Source organism: Aeromonas enterica, from assembly GCF_054052465.1.
Genome location: NZ_JBSTYL010000016.1, coordinates 38,648 through 58,022, shown reverse-complemented (window position 1 = coordinate 58,022; position 19,375 = coordinate 38,648). Strand labels below are relative to the sequence as shown.

General features: G+C 46.3%; 13 protein-coding genes and 1 pseudogene. All 14 read left to right on the top strand.

Features of this window, described 5'->3' with window-relative positions:
* Positions 1-20 precede the first annotated feature (20 nt).
* The 14 genes and pseudogenes from rfbC to ACW5XD_RS15900 all read left to right on the top strand — a co-directional run bounded on the left by rfbC (position 21) and on the right by ACW5XD_RS15900 (position 19,090).
* Positions 21-564, top strand: a pseudogene (gene rfbC, locus ACW5XD_RS15965) (dTDP-4-dehydrorhamnose 3,5-epimerase).
* A 43-nt stretch (positions 565-607) separates the two neighbouring features.
* Entirely contained in the window at positions 608-2,011 is a 1,404-nt protein-coding gene (locus ACW5XD_RS15960) for a mannose-1-phosphate guanylyltransferase/mannose-6-phosphate isomerase (RefSeq protein WP_456495694.1), read from the top strand.
* A gap of 21 nt (positions 2,012-2,032) precedes the next feature.
* On the top strand, positions 2,033-3,394 hold the full coding sequence (locus ACW5XD_RS15955) for a phosphomannomutase CpsG (protein WP_456495732.1): 1,362 nt from the start codon (positions 2,033-2,035) through the stop codon (positions 3,392-3,394).
* A gap of 4 nt (positions 3,395-3,398) precedes the next feature.
* Entirely contained in the window at positions 3,399-4,196 is a 798-nt protein-coding gene (locus ACW5XD_RS15950) for an ABC transporter permease (protein WP_456495693.1), read from the top strand.
* Positions 4,196-5,419: an ABC transporter ATP-binding protein gene (locus ACW5XD_RS15945; protein ID WP_456495692.1), complete on the top strand. Its 1,224-nt coding sequence runs from the start codon at positions 4,196-4,198 to the stop codon at positions 5,417-5,419. Before ACW5XD_RS15950 ends, ACW5XD_RS15945 begins: the two co-directional genes overlap by 1 nt.
* Positions 5,416-6,840 (top strand): FkbM family methyltransferase, encoded by a 1,425-nt coding sequence (locus ACW5XD_RS15940; RefSeq protein WP_456495691.1) that lies wholly within the window; start codon positions 5,416-5,418, stop codon positions 6,838-6,840. The genes ACW5XD_RS15945 and ACW5XD_RS15940 overlap by 4 nt, the downstream gene beginning before the upstream one ends.
* A 17-nt stretch (positions 6,841-6,857) precedes the next feature.
* Positions 6,858-10,871: a glycosyltransferase gene (locus ACW5XD_RS15935; protein WP_456495690.1), complete on the top strand. Its 4,014-nt coding sequence runs from the start codon at positions 6,858-6,860 to the stop codon at positions 10,869-10,871.
* A gap of 10 nt (positions 10,872-10,881) precedes the next feature.
* Positions 10,882-11,916 (top strand): GDP-mannose 4,6-dehydratase, encoded by a 1,035-nt coding sequence (gene gmd / locus ACW5XD_RS15930; protein ID WP_456495689.1) that lies wholly within the window; start codon positions 10,882-10,884, stop codon positions 11,914-11,916.
* 51 nt (positions 11,917-11,967) lie between these two features.
* Complete coding sequence (locus ACW5XD_RS15925; protein WP_456495688.1) at positions 11,968-12,858, top strand: GDP-mannose 4,6-dehydratase; 891 nt, start codon at positions 11,968-11,970, stop codon at positions 12,856-12,858.
* On the top strand, positions 12,855-13,997 hold the full coding sequence (locus ACW5XD_RS15920) for a glycosyltransferase family 4 protein (RefSeq protein WP_456495687.1): 1,143 nt from the start codon (positions 12,855-12,857) through the stop codon (positions 13,995-13,997). Before ACW5XD_RS15925 ends, ACW5XD_RS15920 begins: the two co-directional genes overlap by 4 nt.
* Positions 13,949-15,121 carry a glycosyltransferase family 4 protein gene (locus ACW5XD_RS15915; RefSeq protein WP_456495731.1) on the top strand — a complete coding sequence of 391 codons (1,173 nt, stop codon included), beginning with the start codon at positions 13,949-13,951 and terminating at the stop codon, positions 15,119-15,121. The genes ACW5XD_RS15920 and ACW5XD_RS15915 overlap by 49 nt, the downstream gene beginning before the upstream one ends.
* A complete protein-coding gene (locus ACW5XD_RS15910) occupies positions 15,118-16,083 on the top strand; it encodes a UDP-glucose 4-epimerase family protein (RefSeq protein WP_456495686.1) in 966 nt (321 codons plus the stop codon). The genes ACW5XD_RS15915 and ACW5XD_RS15910 overlap by 4 nt, the downstream gene beginning before the upstream one ends.
* The gene (locus ACW5XD_RS15905; RefSeq protein ID WP_456495685.1) at positions 16,083-17,108 is read left to right on the top strand and encodes an MraY family glycosyltransferase; all 1,026 of its coding nucleotides are present in this window, start codon (positions 16,083-16,085) and stop codon (positions 17,106-17,108) included. The genes ACW5XD_RS15910 and ACW5XD_RS15905 overlap by 1 nt, the downstream gene beginning before the upstream one ends.
* The gene (locus ACW5XD_RS15900; RefSeq protein ID WP_456495684.1) at positions 17,105-19,090 is read left to right on the top strand and encodes a polysaccharide biosynthesis protein; all 1,986 of its coding nucleotides are present in this window, start codon (positions 17,105-17,107) and stop codon (positions 19,088-19,090) included. Before ACW5XD_RS15905 ends, ACW5XD_RS15900 begins: the two co-directional genes overlap by 4 nt.
* The last annotated feature ends 285 nt before the right edge of the window (positions 19,091-19,375 follow it).

Genomic DNA, 19,375 nt, shown 5'->3' with positions numbered 1-19,375 from the left:
AATTTAATGTGGATATGAAGATGAATGTAATCAAGACGGCTATTCCTGATGTGCTTATTTTTAAGCCCAAGGTATTTGGTGACGAGCGTGGCTTTTTCTTTGAGAGTTTTAATCACCAGCTTGTTCGAAGAAGCGGTAGGATATCCGGTTACCTTTGTACAAGATAATCACTCAAAGTCATCGAAAGGTGTATTGCGCGGCTTGCACTATCAGTTGCCTCTTCATGCCCAAGGCAAGCTGGTACGTTGTGTTGCGGGTGAAGTGTTTGATGTGGCGGTAGATATCCGCAAAAGCTCGCCAACCTTCGGGCAATGGGTTGGAGTGAGTTTATCTGCTGAAAATAAGCGACAATTGTGGATCCCTGAAGGATTTGCTCATGGCTTCATCACAAGAACAGAAACTGCAGAATTTTTTTATAAAACTACACGTTATTACCAGCCTGAATTTGAGCGTGAAATATATTGTAATGATCTACTGCTATCAATATATTGGGGCAATAAATCTCCTGTTTTTTCACCAGAAAACATCAAGGAAAAATCGTTTTCAATGGCAGGTGAATTTTAATTTGTTAAATTTTTAGATGAAACTTAAAACATATGGTGTATATATGAGCATATTAATTCCAGCTATTATGTGTGGTGGCAGTGGTTCAAGATTATGGCCTATTTCCCGTGAACAGCATCCCAAACCATTCATTAAACTATCCGATAATCAAAGTTTTTTACAAAAAGCATTCTTGCGTGGTGCAACACTATCCGACATCGGTGAGATATTAACAATTACCAATCGAGAGTTGTATTTCAAAACACTGGATTCATTTAAAGAAGTGAACGAAAGTGATATTTCAACCTCATTTATTCTTGAACCATATGGCCGTAATACGGCTGCAGCAGTAGCCTCTGCCGCTATTTATGCGTGTGATACATATGGTGATGATGCGATCGTACTGGTGTTGGCTGCAGATCACCTGATCACCGAGCAGGCTGCTTTTTCTGATGCAGTCTCCCGCGCGGTTGAATTAGCTAAAATGGGGCGTTTGGTCACATTTGGGATTAAACCTCACATACCCGAAACCGGCTATGGTTATATTGAAGCGCAAGGCTCTGATGTTTTGCGCTTTGTTGAAAAGCCAACCTTGAATAAAGCCAAAGAGTATTTGGAAAGTAGTCGTTATCTTTGGAATTCTGGTATGTTCTGCTTTAAAGCGAGCACAATGATCGCCGAAATGGAAATACACTGCCCAGAAGTATTATCAGCTACCAAATCTTGCATCAATCAATCTGAGATAATTCAGAGTAAAAAGGTGAAACACCTCGATTTGGATGCTAACACATTTAACCTGGTTCCTGATATTTCAATTGATTACGCCGTGATGGAAAAATCGCAAAACGTCTCGGTAGTACCCTGTGATATTGGTTGGAGTGATATCGGCTCTTGGTCAGCGATTAGCGATCAACATCAACCAGATAAAAATGGAAATACCGTGCAAGGCCATGTCATATTGCACGATACCACAAATTGTTACGTTAGCAGTGAAGAGCGCGTTATTGGCACTGTTGGTGTTGAAAATTTGGTGATTGTCGACACCGCAGATGCATTACTGGTGGCTAACAAGAATAACAGCCAAGATGTTAAAGTGATTTATAATCAACTTAAAAAAATCAATCATGATGCATTTAAAACTCACCGTACTGTGTATTGCCCATGGGGGCGCTATACCCTTCTTGAAATCGGCGAGCGTTTCAAAATTAAGCGTCTAGAGGTTAAACCGGGTGCCAGCCTGACAATGCAAATGCACCATCATCGTAATGAACATTGGGTGGTGTTATCTGGTGTTGCAGAAGTGAATTATGATGGACAAGAAGCGTTATTAACTGCAAATCAATCCACCTATATTCCTGCTGGTCATCGGCATCAGTTAAAAAACCCAGGATTGATCGATTTAGTCATGCTTGAGGTTCAAACCGGGGATTACCTTGGCGAAGATGACATTGTAGATTTTAACAAATAATAATTATTGAGAGATATAGTGATGAATTTTACTTGTTTTAAAGCGTACGATATTCGCGGTAAATTGGGTGATGAGTTAAACACTGAGATTGCATATCGGATTGGCCGAGCCACAGCGCAACACTTGAGTGCCAAGAGCATTGCGGTGGGCGGTGATGTACGCCTGACCAGTGCCGAGTTAAAACAAGCACTTGCTAAGGGCATCATGGATGCCGGTTGTGATGTGATTGACTTAGGGATGACTGGCACCGAAGAGACCTATTTTGCTGCGTTTACATTGGATATTGATGGCGCGATTGAAGTGACAGCCAGCCATAACCCAATGGATTATAACGGCATGAAGTTGGTGGGCCGTGGTGCGCAGCCAATCAGCGGTGACAGCGGGTTAAATGAGATCCGGGCTTTGGCCGAATCTGGCGTGTTTGCAGCGCCAGCCAAGCAGGGTTCGTTAAGCCAGTTATCTATTCTCGATGATTATGTCGCTCATCTGCTGACCTACATTACGCTCAATAATATTCGCCAGCTGAAATTGGTGGTGAATGCCGGCAATGGTGCCGCCGGGCATGTGATCGATGCGCTTGAAGCGCGGTTTAACCAACTGCATGTGCCGATTGAATTTATTAAAATTCATCATGAGGAAGATGGCCATTTCCCCAATGGTATTCCGAACCCCTTGTTACCCGAAAACCGCTCGGCAACCCGTGATGCGGTGAAGGAGCATGGTGCGGATATGGGCATTGCGTGGGATGGTGATTTCGATCGCTGTTTCTTATTTGATGAGCGCGGTGAGTTTATCGAAGGTTATTATATTGTTGGTTTGCTGGCGCAAGCCTTTTTAGCCACTCACCCCGGCGAGAAGATTATTCACGATCCCCGTTTAACGTGGAACACCATTGATGTGGTTAAACAAGCGGGTGGCATCGCGGTGCAGAGCAAAACTGGCCATGCCTTTATTAAAGAGCGCATGCGGTTGGAGAATGCCATTTACGGCGGAGAGATGAGTGCGCATCACTATTTCCGTGATTTTGGTTATTGCGATAGCGGTATGATCCCTTGGTTGTTGGTCGCGCAGTTGCTGTCGGTCAAACAAGCCAGTTTGTCGAGCTTGGTCGGTGAGCGGATGGCCGCGTATCCGTGTAGTGGTGAGATTAATTATCGGGTTAACGATGCTGGCAAGATCATGGCGAAAATCGAGGCGCAATTTGCTCCGCAAGCCTTGTTGGTAGATCGCACCGATGGTTTGAGCATTGAAATGCGCGATTGGCGTGTAAATGTGCGTACCTCAAACACCGAGCCCTTGCTGCGCTTAAACATTGAAAGCCGAGCGGATCAGCCGTTGGTGTGGCAAGAGGTGGCCTCGGTTGAAGCCTTGATTAAGGAATGATGAAATGTCAGTTACAATGGTAAGGGCGTTGTGGAGTTACCGGGGGTTTATTCTCGGTAATGTCAAACGCGAATTTCAAGTTAAGTACCAAAACACCTTATTGGGTGCAGCATGGAACATCATCAACCCACTGGCGATGATCACTGTGTATACGGTGATTTTTTCAAATGTGATGCGCGCCAAGTTGCCGGGAGTGGATCACACCTTTGCCTATAGCATTTACTTGTGTGCCGGGGTATTAACCTGGGGGCTATTTTCTGAAGTTGTTGGGCGCAGCCAGAATGTATTTTTAGATAATGCCAATTTATTAAAAAAAATTAGCTTTCCGCGCCTGTGCTTGCCGATGACGGTGATCTGCAATGCTTTGCTTAACTTTGCGATTGTCTTTGGTTTGTTTTCAGTTTTTTTGCTGATCGTCGGTTATTTTCCCGGTTTGCCCTATTTGGCGTTGATCCCGGTGTTGGCTGTCTTGATTTTGTTTGCCATTGGTCTAGGGATAACGCTCGGAGTGCTGAATGTGTTTTTCCGCGATGTCGGCCAATTTTTTGGTATCGCTTTGCAGTTCTGGTTCTGGTTTACACCAATTATTTATCCTAAGGATATTTTGCCAGCGGCGATTAAGCCATTGATGGCATTAAACCCTATGGCGCCGATTGTTGCAGCGAGCCAACAAATTTTGGTGCAGGGCAGTTGGCCGCAGTGGCAAACCTTGTGGCCGGTGGCATTGCTGGGTGCGCTATTGACGATGCTCGGTTTTTCTTTATTCCGCAAACATGCGGGCGAAATGGTGGATGAACTGTAATGGGGATGATCACGGTTAATCAGTTGGGTAAGGCGTATAAGCAATATCCGACACGCTGGTCGCGTTTGGCTGAATGGATGTTGCCGGGCAACAAACCCAGGCACAGTTTGAAGTGGGTAATGCAAGATGTGAGTTTCATCGTGCGCCCGGGTGAAGCGGTGGGGATTATCGGTATCAACGGTGCCGGTAAGAGCACCTTGCTAAAGATGATCACCGGCACCACGCAACCCACCACGGGTTCTATTTCTTTACAGGGCCGAGTCGCGGCCTTGTTGGAATTAGGCATGGGCTTTCACTCTGATTTTACTGGCCGGCAAAATGTATTTATTGCGGGGCAGTTGTTGGGGCTGACAATGGCGGAGATTGCCCACTTGATGCCAGAGATTGAGGCGTTTGCTGAAATTGGTGATTATATCGACAGCCCGGTGCGAGTATATTCCAGCGGCATGCAGATGCGTCTTGCCTTTAGTGTGGCAACTGCGGTGCGACCCGATATTTTGATTGTTGATGAAGCCTTGTCGGTAGGCGATGATTATTTCCAGCACAAGAGCTTTGAGCGCATTCGTGAATTTAGTAAGCAGGGCACCACGTTATTGATCGTGTCGCATGATAAGCAAGCCATTCAGAGCATTTGTAACCGGGCTATTTTGCTCAATGCCGGGCGAGTGGCGATGGAAGGTGAACCGGAAGCCGTGATGGATTATTACAACGCACTGCTGGCCGACAAGCAAAACCAGAAGATCGAACAAATCGAGATGGCGGATGGTAAGACACAGACCATCTCAGGTACCGGTGAGGCCACTATTGTTGAAATTGATTTGCGTGATGACGCTGGGCAGGTAGTTGAATGCATCAATGTTGGCCAAAAAGTCACGTTGCGGGTGGTGGCTGAGGCACATCAAGATATGCCGCGTTTGGTGCTCGGTTATGGCATTAAAGATCGCTTAGGACAAGTGATTTACGGCACGAACACAGATTTAAAAAAACAGCCTGTTGAGCTGGTTAAAAGAGGGCAAAAGGTTGAGTTTGCTTGTGAGTTTTTCGCCAACCTTGGCCCAGGCCATTTTTCGGTGCAAACCGCGTTAGTCAGTACCGATACGCATTTGGTAAATAACTATGAATGGCGCGATCTTGCCTTGATGTTTGAAGTGATTAACATGGATAAGCCGCATTTCGTGGGTGTGGCTTGGCTTGAACCACATATTGGAATAAAAACGTTATGAGTTTCATCTCTTATGCACAAAATTTTGAAGATGTCATGCTATGGCGAGCATTAAAAAATATTGAAAATGGTTTTTATATCGATGTGGGGGCGAATGATCCTGTTATCGATTCAGTAACGAAAAGTTTTTACGATAATGGCTGGTCAGGTATAAATATAGAGCCGTTAAAAAATCATTTTGAAGATCTCGTAGCGCAGCGAGTGAGAGATATAAATATCAATGCAGCTGCTAGCGATAGTGATGGTTTTTTAAAAATTTGGCAGAGTGAGGTTCGTGGTTGGGCTACAGCTAATGCAGATGTGGTGGTTAAACACGAGGTCAATGGGCATAAAGGAGAGTGGTTAGAAGTTCCTTCCTACAGGCTAAAAGATATCTGCAATAAATATGATGTCAAAACTGTACATTTTATGAAAATTGATGTGGAAGGTTTTGAGAAAACAGTGTTGTTGGGCATGGACCTTTCAATATACAGACCCTGGATTATAGTTATTGAAGCCACTAGACCAAATTCACAAGAGTTTAATCATATAGAGTGGGAGGATATGATATTATCATCCGACTACATATTTGCATATTGTGATGGTTTGAATCGTTTTTATGTGGCGGCAGAACACCCAGAGTTGCTTGCTGAGTTAAAATACCCACCCAATGTATTTGATGAATTCACGACCGCAGATAAAATGAACTTGCAGCAAAATGTAAATGCTGCACAAGGGCAGGCTCGGGAAGCACAAGAGCAAATTCGGGAAGCTCAAGAGCAAGTTCGGGAAGCTCAAGAGCAAGCTCGGGAAGCGCAAGAGCAAGCTAGGGAAGCGCAAGAACAAGCAAGGGAAGCACAAGAGCAAGCACGGAAAGCGCAAGAGCAAGAATGGGAAGCACAAGAGCAAGCACGGGAAGCGCAAGAGCAAGCACGGAAAGCGCAAGAGCAAACACGGAAAGCGCAAGAGCAAGCTCGGGAAGCGCAAGAGCAAGCTCGGGAAGCGCAAGCGGTTGCAGAACAATTTCATCAGCGTTTGCTAGCGGTCTACGCCAGCAGTTCTTGGAATCTAACGTATCCTTTGCGCCTAGTATCAAAATCTATCAAGTTGGTCTTGCAGCCTCGAAGATTTTTATCAGACATTAAATCGATAGCTAAAAATAATATTAAAGGTTTAGTCTCTGCGGCTAGTCGCTTTGTTTCAAGTCGCCCGCTGTTGAGGCAGCGGGTAGTGCGCTTGTTGAATCGCTATCCAAGGATTAAATATAGATTAAAAAGAAGCCTGCCACGAGCTTATGATAATGCACCTTCTGTATCGGTTTTTACTAACGTTACATTATCTGAAGACCATTATGGGAAAACAGAGCAAGGATTGCTTTGTGCTGTTAAAAAAACCGGCATGCATGAGAAGCAAAAATCAGTGCTTGAGTCATGGTTCTATTAATGGATGGTGTGTAGATAATGAAAAAAATACTTGCTCTTAATTTCTTTCCGGCCTTTGTTCCCGTATCCAATGGCGGTGAGTCTAAACTTTATAATTTCTACAAGGTTTTGAGTAAATATCATCATATAACATTGCTTACCTCTACTCATCCTGATGTTAATGAGGAAATAATATATCATACAGCGACATTTGTGGAGCGTCGGATCCCGAAGGATAACCATTTTAACCGATGCTGGGGAGAGTTGTCGCACCATCTAGTCGATGGACATGGAGATCTCTCCGCTCCCACCATTACGGCTAGTGCGTTGTACCCAACAGCCATGTTAGTGGCGTACCTAAGCGAGTATGATTTCGCAGATATAATTGTTCATGACTCACCTTTTACTGTTGATTATGATATATTTTTAGGTTTAGACAATAAATCACGGATCTATAATTCATATAACTGTGAGACTGAATTATATCAGACCCTTCATTCATCAGAAAAATCGCGACCTATCGTTGAGTTGGTTGCGAAAGCTGAAGAAAAACTATTGAATAATTCAGATTTGATTCTGTACTGTGGCGAAAGTGATTATGAATCATTTAAAAAAATCGCACCTCATAAAGAGTCAGTCATGTTCTACTCGCCTAATGGCATGATTGAACAACACCGTGTTGTCCCTCCGCGTAGCAAAAAGAGTAACCACTCGGTTGTTTTTGTCGGAAGTGCCCATCTACCGAATGTGAAAGCGGCATGCTACATTGCCAAAGAAATCGCCCCGAAATGCCCTAATATTCTGTTTGATATTATAGGGGGGTGCCTTCCTGAAGGGAAGTATGCCAAGAATGTTATTAGGCATGGGCGTGTTTCAGATGCGGAGAAAATTCGGCTATTTGAAAGTGCAAGTATAGCCCTTAATCCGATGGAGTCTGGCAGCGGTTCTAACATCAAGGCTTTGGATTATTTCTCTTATGCTTTGCCTATTCTGTCTAGTTCGTTCGGTATGAGAGGGTTTAACATTGAATCAGGAAAGCACTTTATTGAAGGTGCACTTGCTGATTTCCCTGCATTGTTAAACCATCATCTTGCTGATGAAAATTTTGAAAATACCGTTGAGATAGGTTTTGCTGGTAAGCAGCTTGCTAGTAAAAACTATACTTGGGATGCCATAGTTGCGAATCTTCTCCCCGAATTGGAGAGTTTAGTCAAAGAACCGAATTCTTATACCTTAGTTCTCAATGATTACAATTCTTTCTCCGGTGTAGGCGGTGGCGCTACGCGTACTAGAGGGCTGTATCAGGCAGTTAATGATATTTCTTCTGTCGTTTTCGTTTGTTTTTCAGATGATGAAAAGTTATCTTCAGAAAAATATAATAATAAAACGCATGTGATCAGTATTCCAAAATCAATAGATCACCGCAAAGAAGTTGATGAGTTAAATTCACAGTTCCATATTGCCTGTGATGATATCATCGCAAGCAACCACTGCACAAAAAACAATCTACTGGTTTCTGTCTATAATATCCTTAAAAAATCTGCACGTTTCATCGTGATAGAGCACCCTTATATGGCACCATTGCCGATTGCTTATCACGATCGGTTTATATACTCATCGCATAATGATGAAACAAAGCTAAAATTTTCATTATTAGAATGGCACCCTAAAAAAGACTATTTGATTGATATGGCTACTGCGGTTGAAAAAAATGCGGTAGAAAAATCTGCAGCTACGATTGCGGTCTCCGAAGATGATGCATATAGTTTGTTAGTAGGTAAAAAAACTGCAGGTCCTATGGTCGTTGTTCGTAACGGTTCACAGTTACCTGTTGCTATTAGTGAAAGCTTAAACCAGCAAATCGCGAGAAAGGTACAAAAAAAATCAGCGGTATTCCTTGGTTCGGCACATATGCCAAACGTAGATGCTATTAACTATCTATTAAAGGAAGTTGTGCCTAAATGCCCCGACGTTCAATTTAATATTGTGGGTTCTGTTTGTGATTCGATCTGTGTTAAACCTGCGAAAAACGTTGTTTTGTGGGGCATGGTTGATGAGGAAACTAAATGTGCCATTCTTCAGAATAGTTTGTTTGCAGTAAATCCGGTGATTTCAGGTAGTGGCTCTAACATTAAGTTGGCAGATTTTTTTGCAAATGGTTTGTTTGTTATCAGCACTAAGTTTGGTTTGCGTGGTTACCCTGATAATATCCAAAAGCATATCGCTTTGGCTGAGCCTGAGGCGTTCTCAAGTGTGATAAATGCTTTGTCATTGTCAGATAATATTTTTTCCGACGAAATGAGACAAGAACGGAAAAATATCTTCCTTGCAACCCTTTCTATGGTGGGTATTGCCAAAAAATTTGTCGATTTATTAGTAAACCTGGAAAAGCCGAAACGCAAGGTACTCTTTGTTACCTACCGGTATACTTACCCAGAATTTGGGGGTGCAGAGTCAAATTTAAAACGTTTCTTGAAAGCCCTTGGAGATACCCAAGAGTTTGAGATCGATGTGGTTACAACAGAAGTCAGCAGAATAAATAATTATGCTCGCTTTATGGAACGCTACGACTTCGATGAAGGAATCGGGGCTCCAATCGAGATGTCCAACCTGCGTTTTGCCCGCTTCCCGGTAGATCATGTGCCTTCACCTACCCAGCACAAGGCACTGAATTTAGCGTGGCGAGTCCAGCCGGCATTTGAAAAGGCTATTGTTCAGCAAGCCGGAAAGTCGCTTCAGGATGGACTTGCGTGGGGATGGGCAGATTTAGAGGGAGAGGCTCCGAACTATTCTCGGTGGAGTTATTCGACCTGTGCGCTAAATGTCACAAAAGCTAGCAAGCTAAAGTTAACGGGATACGCCCCAGAAAAATCATTGGTCACCCTGCAGTCTACGAGTGGTGCATTGTACATCAGTCAAGAAATTGAAAATTATTTTACTATTGAATTGACTGTGGAGGGGGGATTACTTGAAATTTTCACGTCAAACCAGTTCATCGGGCGACAGGATCATCGGCCATTAGGTTTTATTCTTAACGAGTTGTGCATTGATGATGTCCCACTGGATCTTGCTTTAACGCCGTTGGCGGATACCAGCCGTATTCCGGCAGAAGATGTTTTTAATGTTCTTTCTAGCGCTGCCGAGCAAACTCGCTTCCCGCTAAATGTAGCTCTTACGGATATAAGAGGACCACACTCTTCTTCAATGGAAAGCTACATTGCCTCAAATATCGATAAATATGACCTATTAGTTACACATAACATTGTTTTCAAACCAGCCACTTTTGCCCTTGAAGTAGCAAAACAAAACAATGTGCCTTCTTTGTTGATTCCACATGCTCATTTGGATGATGATTACTATCATTTCCCAGACCTGCTTAATGCTGCCCATAATGCGACAAAAGTGCTTACGGTGCCTAAAGCAGCCAGTGCTTTCTATGCCGAGAAGGGCTGTCGTTCTGAGTATCTGCCTGGTGGTGCGGATACTGAAGAAGAGTTCCTGGAAAGCGATCGTGCCGAATTTAACCAGGTTTATGCTAGTGATGATGACTTTGTTCTCGTATTGGGGCGCAAGTCTGGTGCCAAGGGTTATCGAGCAGTGATCCAGGCAGTGGAATCTATTAATCAGTCTGGCAAGAAACTCCGTTTGGTGATGATTGGACCGAATGATGATGGCGTTGCCATCAACTCACCTTATATTTCTTACTTAGAGAGACAGCCTCGTTCCGTGGTACGAGGAGCACTGATGTCATGTCTTGCTTTGGTAAATATGAGCTCCAGCGAAAGTTTCGGTATTGTATTGCTTGAGGCATGGCTTGCTAAAAAGCCGGTGATAGCCAATAAATATTGTGTCGCATTTCATGATATGGCTGTTGATAATGAAAATGCGTTAATGGTTACTACTGATGATTTGCATCATGCGTTATTTAGAATTTTAAATGACCCATCATTACGCACAAAATTAGGGGAGAATGGTTACAAAACAGCACAGGGTTTTAGTTGGAGTTTAGCTGAAAATAAATTTGTTGATTTCTGTCGTAACGTGATTAAATAAGAGGTTTTTTATGTCCATTGCGCTCATTACAGGTATTACTGGCCAAGATGGTGCCTATCTGGCTGAGTTATTGTTAGACAAAGGCTATACCGTATATGGTACTTATCGCCGCACCAGTTCAGTGAACTTTTGGCGCATTGAAGAGTTGGGTATTGCCAAGCATCCTAACCTGCATTTGGTGGAATATGACCTGACCGATCTGTCTGCCAGCATTCGCTTGTTGCAAACTACCCACGTGACTGAGGTATATAACCTGGCAGCACAAAGCTTTGTGGGTGTTTCGTTTGACCAACCTGCGACCACTGCCGAGATCACCGGCATTGGCCCGCTCAATTTGCTGGAAGCTATTCGTATCGTTAACCCGAAGATCCGTTTCTATCAGGCGTCAACCTCCGAAATGTTTGGTAAGGTGCAGGCGATTCCGCAAGTGGAAGATACGCCCTTCTACCCGCGTAGCCCTTATGGCGTTGCCAAGCTGTATGCCCACTGGATCACCATTAACTATCGTGAGAGTTATGGCATCTTCGGTTGCAGCGGTATTTTGTTTAACCACGAATCGCCACTGCGTGGGCAAGAGTTTGTTACCCGCAAGATCACTGATTCGGTAGCCAAGATCAAACTCGGCAAGCTGGAAGTGCTCGAGCTGGGTAACCTCGATGCCAAACGAGATTGGGGTTTTGCCAAAGAGTACGTTGAAGGGATGTGGCGCATGCTGCAAGCCGATGAGCCAGATACCTTTGTGCTAGCCACCAACCGCACAGAAACCGTGCGGGACTTTGTGGCGATGGCATTTAAAGCGGCGGGTTACACCCTGTGCTTCGAAGGTGAAGCCGAGCAAGAGGTGGGCATTGACGTGGCCACTGGCAAGGTGCTGGTTAAGGTTAACCCCAAGTTCTACCGCCCGGCAGAAGTTGAATTGCTAATCGGAAACCCGGCCAAAGCCAAAGAGGTGTTAGGTTGGGAGCCCAAAACCACGCTGGAAGAGTTGTGCCAGATGATGGTTAATGAAGATCTGCGCCGTAATCAGCAAGGGTTTAGTTTCTAATTTTAAAGCCAGCGATGTCATAGTCGCTGGCTATTATTTCCAAGGTTAATAATGAATAAGTCACGGGTTTTAATTACCGGCATCCAGGGGTTCACTGGCCATTACATGGCTGTTGAAATGATAGCTGCCGATTATGATGTTTTTGGTTTAGGCGTTAATCCTAGTGATGCTAAAAATTATTTTCAAGCTGATTTAAACGATAAAACCACGCTGGCTCGGGTGATCGACCAAATACAACCAGATGTGGTGATTCATTTGGCTGCATTGGCCTTTGTCGGCCATGGGGATGCCAATGGCTTTTATCAGGTTAATTTTCAGGGCACCCGTAATTTACTCGAAGTATTAACCAATGCCAGCTATAAACCGAAAGCTGTTTTATTAGCCAGCAGCGCCAATATCTACGGTAATCGTTCTGAAGGGATGTTAGCTGAACACAGCTTACCCGATCCGGCCAATGATTATGCGGTGAGTAAATTAGCCATGGAGCATATGGCGCGGCTGTGGATGGATCGCCTGCCGATTATCATTACCCGCCCATTTAACTACACCGGTGTTGGGCAAACCGACAGCTTCTTGTTACCTAAAATCGTCGCGCACTTTAAGAAAAAGGCTGATGTCATTGAACTGGGCAACCTCGATGTGTGGCGTGACTTTAGCGATGTGCGCACCTTGGTAAATGCTTATCGCCGTTTGATTGAAGCCAAGGCATTTGGCCAAACCGTGAATGTCTGTTCTGGTAAAACCCACAGCCTGCGAGAGGTGATGGCCATGTGCGAGCAGATCACCGGCCACCGCATGCGCATTCAAGTTAACCCCGCCTTTGTGCGCGCCAATGAAGTTAAAACCCTGTGTGGCGATGCCAGTTTATTGCGCTCTTTAATCGGTGATTGGCAAACACTTGACTTGGCCGACACATTGCGCTGGATGTTAGACCAAGCATGAAGGTGATTTTATCTGTCGAGCCGATCCGCTTTCCATTGACCGGGATCGGCCGTTACACATGGGAGCTCGCCAATGCCCTACAACACACCCCAGCAATAAAAGAGCTGGCCTTTTTTGCTGGCCGGCGTTTTTTGCAAGAACTGCCAACAGCGCAAGAAAAGGCGGCCAAGAGCCATTCGCTAAAACGTTGGGTGCAATCTAGCCATCTTGCATCTGAAGCCTATCGGTTATTGATACCTTATTTACGTAAGCAGGCATTAAAAGGACATGAAGACTTTCTCTATCATGGCCCTAATTTCTTTCTGCCTCCCTTTGCGGGTAAAAAGGTCGCCACCTTTCATGATCTTTCTCCATTCACTTGGCCGCATTGCAACACCCCACAGCGGATCAGGTTTATTCAAAAGGAGTGTTTAAATACCCTCGCCACTGCAGATGCCCTGATCACCGATTCGCGTTATAACCGGCAAGAGTTAGCCGATTATTTTAACTGGCCTATTGAGCGTATTTTTGCCGTGCCGTTGGCCTGTTCCGCACATTTTCAACCCAGAGACTCGGCGCAGTGCCAAGCAGTGCTACAAAGATATCACCTGAGTTATCAAGGCTATTCGTTGTATGTGGGTACCATAGAGCCGCGTAAAAACTTGACGATTTTGCTCGACGCGTATTCCAGATTGCCGTTAGCCACTCGGCGGCGTTATCCCTTAATATTGACTGGCTATCAGGGTTGGCAAAATGAACAGATTATGGAAAAAATCAACTTGGCGCAGCAGCAGGGGTGGGCGCGTTACCTAGGCTTTTTACCTGCCGCTGATTTGCCCATGCTGTTTTCTGCCGCTAAAACATTTTGTTTTCCCTCGCTGTATGAAGGGTTCGGCCTGCCGGTATTAGAGGCGATGGCTTCTGGGGTGCCGGTGGTTTGCTCGCTTTCCTCTTCGTTGCCCGAAGTGGTCGGTGAGGCCGGTTTGATGTGCGACCCGCACGATACGGTCACGCTCAGTGAGTTTTTGCTCACCAGTTTGGAAGATAACATATGGCGCAGCCAAGCAATCACTAACGGATTGCTGCAATCACAGCAATTTTCTTGGCAAAGGTGTGCTGCGCAAACGATGGCAGTTTATCAAAAGGTATTAAAAAGCTAATGCGGATCCTTCATTTTTTTAAAACATATTACCCAGATGCCTTTGGTGGTATTCAGCAGGTTATTTATCAGTTAGCTGAAGGGGCGGTGCAAGCGGGGGCGCAGGTTGATGTATTAACCTTAAGTGCTAAAAATCCGCAGCAAACCTTTGATATTGCCAATCACCAAGTGCACACCGCTAAGCAAGATATTTATGTGGCCTCAACCGGTTTATCGTGGTCTGCAATAATGCAGTTTAAAACACTCGCAGCGCAGGCTGATGTGATTCATTATCACTTTCCCTGGCCTTATATGGATTTGGTTCATTTATTGGTGCGCCCGAATAAACCATGCGTGGTGAGTTACCATTCAGATATCGTTAAACAAAAATATTTATTACAGCTTTATCAACCGCTGATGATGCATTTTCTTAAAAAGGTGGATGCCGTAGTTGCTGCCACACCTAATTACGTACAAACCAGTTCAGTGTTGCAATCACTTGCGCGCGAAACTGATGTTATTCCCTATGGGTTAGATGAACGATCCTATCGCCAACCCGCTTTGGCAACCTTGAATAAGTGGAGGAGCACATTGCCAGAAAAGTTCTATTTGTTTATTGGCTTTTTGCGTTATTATAAAGGACTCTCTTTTCTGCTTGAGGCACTTAAAGACCTTGATTATCCCTTGGTAGTCCTCGGTGAGGGGCCGTGTGAGCAGGAGTTAAAACATCAAGCGGAAAAACTGCAACTTAAAAATATTCATTTTGTTGGGCCTGTGGCGGATGAAGATAAAAATGCGTTATTGACCTTGTGTTACGCGGTGGTTTTTCCTTCGCATCTTCGCTCAGAAGCCTTTGGTATGACCTTATTAGAGGCGGCCATGTATGGCAAACCCATGATCTCTTGTGAAATTGGCACCGGAACTACCTATATCAATATTCACGGCGAAACAGGCTTGGCTGCTGAACCCGCTAACAGTGCCTCCTTGCGTGCAGCCATGCAGCAATTATGGCGTGACCCCCAAATGGCTGTCCAAATGGGCATTAACGCGCGCAAGCGATTTGAAGAAAATTTCACTGCTCAAGTAATGAACCAGCGTTACATGCAACTGTATCAGCGCCTGATTAATGACCATAAAATGCGATGAAAATAAACGCAATGGTACCATCTAGAGTGCTAGTCACTGGCGCCAACGGATTTGTAGGCAAGGCTGTCTGTAAACACTTGCTTGGTCTGGGGGAAAATGTGAAAGGTGCGGTACGCAGTAGTCCGCTTGCTTCGTACCAAGTTCAGGCTCCCTTTTTGACTGCCGGTGCAAACTGGACAGCCCAATTGCAACAGGTGGATGTGGTTGTTCACTGTGCAGCCAGGGTGCATGTGATGTCTGATACCGCGACAGATCCCCTGGAGGCTTTTCGAGCTGTGAATACAGAGGGCACTCTCGCTCTTGCCCGGCAGGCGGCGGAGGCAGGGGTAAAGCGCTTTATCTTTATCAGTTCGATCAAAGTGAATGGCGAGCAAACAGAGCCAGGCAAGCCATTTGATGAGAATGTGCAAAGTCCGCCAGACGATCCCTATGGACGCTCGAAGTATGAGGCGGAGCAGGGGCTGATGGCGCTTGCGAAAGAGCGTGGTATGGCTGTAACCATCATCCGTCCTCCTCTTATCTATGGAGAAGGTGTGAAGGCTAACTTTGCCAGTATGATGACGTGGGTGCGCAAAGGGATCCCGCTCCCTTTTGCCCGTTTGACCAATGCGCGCAGCCTGTTGGCGTTGCCTAATCTGTGTGACTTTATTGCCCATGCGATGGCGCACCCAGCCGCAGTGAACCAGGTCTTTCTGGTCGCCGATCCCGTTGCGGTGTCGACATCGCAGTTGCTTGCGGCGATTGCTGATGCAGAAGGTGTTCCCTGTAGGCTGTTTTATACCCCACCAAGGTTGATAAGGGGGCTTGGCCGCTGTTTGGGGATTGATTCCAAGTTGCAGCGTATTTATGGCTCTCTGGAAATGGATACCAGTAAGGCACAGAGCCGATTACAATGGTCGGCACCCTGTTCGCTCTCTCAGACCTTATCTCTGATGGCATCTTCCCATAACGAGTCACCTTGATGTTTGCATTTGTTCTTTTTTTGATGTTGTGCCTGCTTTGTTCAGTTACTGGTACTGGTTTACTCCGGCGTTATGCTCTGAACCACTTGCTTGACCAGCCCAATCATCGCAGTTCACATCAGGTGCCTACTCCGAGAGGTGGTGGCATGGCTATCGTGGCGACCTTTCTGCTGGCAGCGCCTTTGTTTGTCGCCCTGATGCCACTGCCCTATGGCATATCTCATGGTAGTTTCGCTTTAATATGGACAGCAGCGTTGGCCATCGCACTGGTTGGTTTTATCGATGATCACATATCTCTCAAGCCCAGAACCCGCCTGATTGTGCAGAGCATGGCGGCAGTCTTGGTGGTATCTGCTGTTGATGGTTTGCCAGAGCTGACCTTCTTTGGCTGGCAGCTGGATCTTGCCTGGTTTGGTTATCTAATCGCTTGGCTGGGGGTGATCTGGTTTATCAACCTGTACAACTTTATGGATGGCATCGATGGTTTGGCGGCAGGTGAGGCCGTTGTCGTCTGCCTGTTCATGGCGTTATTGCATTATCTCGTTGGGGGTGAGTGGTCATCTGCCAGTTTGCCCCTGCTACTGGGGATCTCGGCGGCGGGCTTTTTGTGTTGGAATTTTCCGCCAGCCAGGATCTTTATGGGGGATGGCGGCAGTGGTTTTCTTGGCTTGATGCTGGCGTCCCTGATGCTGCTGGATGCCGCCTCTGCCCCTCAATTCCTGTGGGCATGGCTGGTCATGCTCGGGGTCTTTGTCGTCGATGCGACCTGGACCTTGCTGAATCGCTATCGTCTAAAGTGCCGCCTGAGTGAAGCCCATCGCACTCATGCATTCCAATATGCTGCGAGGCGCTGGCATAGCCATCGAAACGTGACATTGGCTGTGCTTCTTATAAATAGCCTTTGGCTTGCGCCGATCGCTGTCATGATTGTATTGAGCCAGCTCGATGGTGTGATGGGCTTGGTCATTGCCTACTTGCCGTTAGCTTATCTTGCGTATCACCTGAATGCAGGAGTACCAGAATGAGAAATGAGCTTTTACCCGGTGGCAGCTGGCTGCTGACCTGTCTGGGTTCCTTGTCACGTGCCAGCAAACGTGCAGTCTCTGTCACCGTCGACATCATCCTGATCACAATGACCTATTGGGGGGCGTACTGGATCCGGCTTGAACATAACTGGCCCATTGATAGCCCTCATCACTGGGCTTTGCTTGGCGCCATTATCATCGTCAGCATTAGCTTGTTTGTGCGGCTGGGGCTTTATCGTGCGGTACTTCGGTATGTCAGTTTCCGGGTACTTTGGACCATCTCGCTAGGGGCTCTTCTTTCAACCTGCTTTTTTGTCATCTCTGCGTTTTACTTCGATATCTTCCTGCCTAGAACGGTATCAGTTATCTATCTCTCCTTTTTGGTGCTGCTGGTCGGTGGTGTGCGGCTGTTTTTTCGGGCGCTGCTCAATACCACCCGTTTAGCGCGTACCCAAGTATTAATTTACGGCGCGGGCTCTTCGGGCCGACAACTGCAAATGGCCTTGTTGCAAGGCAATGAGTTTTATCCCGTTGCCTTTGTTGATGATGATCCCGCCAAACAGGGGTGCGTGATCCAGGGGTGTACTGTCTACAACAGCGCCCAGTTGCCAACCTTGATTGACTACCATGGGGTACAGAAGATCTTGCTGGCCATGCCGAGCAGCACCAGGGCTCGTCGTCAGGAAGTGATCAATGCACTTGAACCCCTCTCTTGCGAAGTGCTCTCTATCCCGGGAATGGCCGATCTAGTCAATGGCTCTGCGCGTATCGATCAGCTCAATGAGGTTTCGATCGATGATCTGTTGGGCAGAGATCCGGTAGCGCCGGTAGCCAAATTGATGGAGGCCAATATCACAGGTAAGGCGGTCATGGTGACCGGTGCCGGCGGTTCCATTGGTTCTGAGTTATGTCGCCAAATCTTGCGGTGCCGACCATCCACCCTGGTACTGTTCGAACTATCTGAATACGCCCTCTATGTCTTGCACAAGAACCTGCGTGAACAGTGCCAGCGTGAAGGAATCGAAACGGATCTGGTGCCGTTACTGGGTTCAGTACAGCGCCAACATCGTCTCAAGACGGTGATGCAGAGCTTCAGGATCCAGACCGTCTACCATACCGCTGCTTACAAACATGTGCCGCTGGTTGAGTTCAACATCATTGAAGGGGTGCGTAACAACGTATTCGGCACTCTTTATGCGGCACAGGCGGCCATTGAGGCAGAGGTGGAAACATTCGTGCTCATCTCTACCGATAAAGCAGTACGGCCAACCAACACCATGGGCGCCAGCAAGCGTCTGGCCGAGTTGATCTTGCAAGCCTTGACCCGCGAGAAGCACAACACCCGATTTTGTATGGTGCGCTTTGGCAATGTCCTTGGATCTTCTGGCTCAGTGGTGCCGTTATTCAGACAGCAAATAGATAAAGGGGGGCCCATCACCCTGACTCACCCCGATATCATCCGTTACTTCATGACGATACCTGAGGCTGCCCAGCTGGTGATCCAGGCGGGAGCCATGGGGGAGGGGGGAGACGTCTTTGTGCTCGATATGGGGCAACCGGTGCGGATCATGGAGCTGGCCAAACGCATGATACGCCTGAGCGGCCTGACACTGCGTGATGAGCAACGACCCGATGGTGATATCGCCATCGAGGTGACGGGTTTGCGGCCGGGTGAAAAGCTCTACGAAGAGTTACTGATTGGTGATGATGCCAGAGGAACCGAACATCCCCGGATCATGGTGGCACAAGAGAGCTGGTTGCCCTGGTCGCGACTGCGCCCCTTGCTGGCCTCGCTGGATGATGCCTGTCACCGTTTTGATCAACAGCAAGTGCGCGACATCCTGATGCATGCCCCGGCAGCCTTCGAACCGACGGATGGTATTTGTGATCTGGTGTGGCTGGCCAAGCAGCAGCTACCACCAAGTAATAATGTTGTTAAATTGCCCTCACATAACATAGATTTTTTGCTTGCCAATCGCTGAGTTTTTATAAATTCGCCTATTTTGGGCGCTTTTTTCAGTTTCTTTCTGTATGTTTTTTGGTCGACTGGGCCAAGCGTGGACTAGATTGGCTACTTATTTCAGCAAACCACTGGTAGAATGTGGACCCACCTGTTCGGATTTATCCCACACACTTGCGTGAAAGTATAGGTGTAATATGAGCAGGGTTATGATGAGTATCAGGAATGGCAACTTTTTGTCGCACTTCTTGTCAGCAGTAAGATATCGCAAATTGCACACTTATTTAGTTATGTCTTTAACAATATG